This window comes from Tsukamurella asaccharolytica, from assembly GCF_007858435.1.
In the GTDB taxonomy this organism is placed as follows: domain Bacteria; phylum Actinomycetota; class Actinomycetes; order Mycobacteriales; family Mycobacteriaceae; genus Tsukamurella; species Tsukamurella asaccharolytica.
On record NZ_VIGW01000030.1, the window covers coordinates 1 to 3,065 of the forward strand.

The 3,065-nt window shown below is 67.3% G+C and carries 3 protein-coding genes; 2 read left to right on the forward strand and 1 reads right to left on the reverse strand.

Features of this window, described 5'->3' with window-relative positions; translation table 11 throughout:
* Positions 1–149 precede the first annotated feature (149 nt).
* Positions 150–1,907 (forward strand): IS21 family transposase, encoded by a 1,758-nt coding sequence (gene istA, locus FK529_RS19640; protein ID WP_231703188.1) that lies wholly within the window; start codon positions 150–152, stop codon positions 1,905–1,907.
* Positions 1,904–2,731, forward strand: a complete 828-nt coding sequence (gene istB / locus FK529_RS19645; RefSeq protein ID WP_068526535.1) for an IS21-like element helper ATPase IstB — start codon at positions 1,904–1,906, stop codon at positions 2,729–2,731. Before istA ends, istB begins: the two co-directional genes overlap by 4 nt.
* Here istB and FK529_RS19650 read toward each other — a convergent pair.
* A complete protein-coding gene (locus tag FK529_RS19650) occupies positions 2,728–2,979 on the reverse strand; it encodes a hypothetical protein (RefSeq protein ID WP_133298647.1) in 252 nt (83 codons plus the stop codon). The genes istB and FK529_RS19650 overlap by 4 nt on opposite strands.
* Positions 2,980–3,065 lie beyond the last annotated feature (86 nt).

A 3,065-nucleotide genomic window follows, 5' to 3' on the forward strand; every position in this document is an offset into this window, starting at 1 on the left:
TGGCTATGACAGCTTGAAGAGGCCCCGGCTCGACGGCTAGACCTGGCCCCGTTTGCGACTCGCCGGTGGTGTTGCGACGGTTTGATCTGGCCCCACCTGATGGTTGCTCGTGAACATCGTTTCCGAGCCGAAGCAGGTGGTGGCCAATGATGGGATCGAAGGTGGAGCTGTTCGCGCAGATCCGGCGGGACGCCCGGGTCGAGGGCATGAGTATCCGGGCGTTGGCTCGCAAGCATGGCGTGCACCGGAGGACGGTGCGGCAGGCGTTGTCATCGGCGGAGCCGCCGCCGCGGAAGACGCCGGAGCGGTCGTCGCCGCGGTTGGACCGGTTCAAGGCGGCGATTGATGAGATGTTGCGGTCGGATCTGGATGCTCCGCGTAAGCAGCGGCACACCGCGACGCGGATCCGGGAACGCCTGGCGATCGAGCACGATGCGGTCGAGTTGTCGTATTCGACGGTGCGGGACTACGTGCGGGTCCGGCGGGCGCAGATCGAGGTGGAGGCCGGCCGCCGGACGGAGGTGTTCATCGCCCAGGACCACGCCCCGGGCGCGGAGGCGGAGGTCGACTTCGGCGAGGTCTGGGTGATCCTGGGCGGGGTGAAGACCAAGTGCCACATGTTCGTCTACCGGCTCTCGCACTCGGGCAAGGCCATTCACCGGGTCTATCCGACCGGCGGGCAGGAAGCGTTCCTCGAAGGGCACGTCGAGGCGTTCCGCGAGCTCGGCGGGGTCCCGACCCGGCATATCCGCTACGACAATCTCACCTCGGCGGTGGTCGCGGTCCTGCAGGGCGGAGACCGGCGGCGACAGGAGAACCCGCGGTGGACGTTGTTTCACTCGCACTACGGATTCGATCCGTTCTACTGCCAGCCCGGCATCGCCGGGGCGCACGAGAAGGGCGGCGTTGAAGGCGAGGTCGGATGGTTCCGCCGCAACCGGCTGACCCCAATGCCGCAGGTCGAGTCCCTCGATGAGCTCAACGAGCAGATCAAAGCCTGGGAGGACCGCGACGAGGGCCGCCGGATCGACGGACGACTGCGCACCATCGGCCAGGACTACGAGCACGACCGAGCAGCGCTCGCGCCGCTGCCGGTGGAGGATTTCGACCCGGGCCTGATCCTCACACCACGGGTCGATCGGTCGGCGATGATCACCGTTCGGATGGTGAAGTATTCGGTGCCGGCGCACCTGATCGGCCGCCGAGTCCGCGTCTCACTACAAGCCTCCCAGCTGCTGGTCTACGACGGCCGGACCCTGGTCGCGCGGCATCCACGGGTCGCCGGCCGCGGCACCGCGAAGATCGACCTCGACCACTACCTCGAGGTGCTCAAGTTCAAACCCGGTGCCCTGCCGGGATCAACGGCGTTGGCGCAGGCCCGCGCTGCCGGGGTGTTCACCGCCAGCCATGATGCGTTCTGGGCCGCCGCCCGACGAGTCAACGGCGACACCGACGGCACCAGCGAGCTGATCGACGTCCTGCTGCTGCACCGCAGCCTGCCCGCCGCGGCGGTGATCGCCGGCATCGATGCTGCATTGCGGGTCGGGGCGGTGAGCGCCGAGGTCGTCGCCGTTGAGGCTCGCCGCGCCGAAGCCCGCCTGCTCGCGCACGCCTCGGTCGCTGCCGACCAGACAGGTGGGGCCAACGCTGGCCGTCATCTCGATCGCCATGCCGAACGACGCGAGCAACGAGTTGTCAGCCTCACCCAACGACGGCTCGCAGACCCCGCGGCGGTGATCGCCGGCCTGCCACCCGACCGGCGACCGCTGCCCAGCGTTACGGCCTACGACCGCCTGCTCCCGCAGCACCGGCGACGCACTGCCTCCGACGCGCTACCTGCGTCGCTGGACCCACCACCGATTGAGTCGCTGGACCCACCACCGATTGAAAGGCCCACCCGGCTATGACCGCAACCGCCAATAAGAACCAGACGAATGCGCTGGCCCCGTCGTTGCGCCGCCGGGGCGGCCTCACCGAAGAAGCCGCCCTCGCCGCCGTTGACCAGGCCTGCCGGCGCCTACGCCTGCCGACAGTGCGGTCGATGATCGACCAGCACCTCACCGCCGCCGCCAAGCAGCAATTGTCCTACCAGGGGTTCCTCGCCGAACTCCTGCTCGCCGAAGTCGACGACCGGGACCGCCGCTCCACTGTTCGCCGCGTCAAAGCCGCGGGGTTCCCGCGGGAGAAGTGGCTGGCGGACTTCGACTTCGACGCCAACCCCGACATCGAACCCGCCACCATCCACCAGCTCGCCACCGGCGACTGGATCCGCCACGGACTGCCGCTCTGCCTCATCGGCGACTCCGGAACCGGCAAATCCCATCTGCTGATCGGATTGGGAACCGCTGCCGCCGAGCAAGGCTTTAGAGTCCGCTACACCCTCGCCACCAAACTAGTGAACGAGCTGGTCGAGGCCGCTGACGAGAAGCAGCTCGCGAAGACCATCAACCGCTACGGCCGCGTTGACCTGCTCATCATCGACGAGCTCGGCTACATGGAACTCGATCGCCGCGGCGCCGAACTGCTCTTCCAAGTCCTCACCGAACGCGAAGAGAAGAACAGCGTCGCGATCGCTTCCAACCAGTCCTTCTCCGGCTGGACAGACACCTTCACCGACCCACGACTCTGCGCCGCGATCGTCGACCGGCTCACCTACCGCGGCACCATCATCGAAACCGGCACTCACAGCTACCGCCTGGCTCACACCGAAGCAGCAGCTACCGCGGGCTAAGCGCGGCGTTCGTCCTTGACTACCGACAGATGCCGGCGCAAGGCCCGGTTCTGGTGAGTGACATAAACCACGGTCCACCGGGTCGTCAGGTTCGGCAGTGGCTCCCCGTCTTTAATCTTCACCCGGACCGATACCTGATCACCGAGCTGATCATCACGCGCGATCACGAACTCGGCATACGCACGCACCGACTCGCGATCCCAACCAGTCGGCGCAACCACACTGCGCACCCGCGGCCGCCCATCCACACCCCGGACTCTAGCGGCTCAGGGCCCCACTCAGGTGGGGCCGAATGAAACCGCCCTACCGGGGCCAGATCAACTTGACATAGCCA

Excerpts from the sequence above, each read along its gene's own strand:
- istA (WP_231703188.1), top strand. The coding sequence starts at position 150 with ATGGGATCGAAGGTGGAGCTGTTCGCGCAGATCCGGCGGGACGCCCGG.
- istB (WP_068526535.1), top strand. The coding sequence starts at position 1,904 with ATGACCGCAACCGCCAATAAGAACCAGACGAATGCGCTGGCCCCGTCG.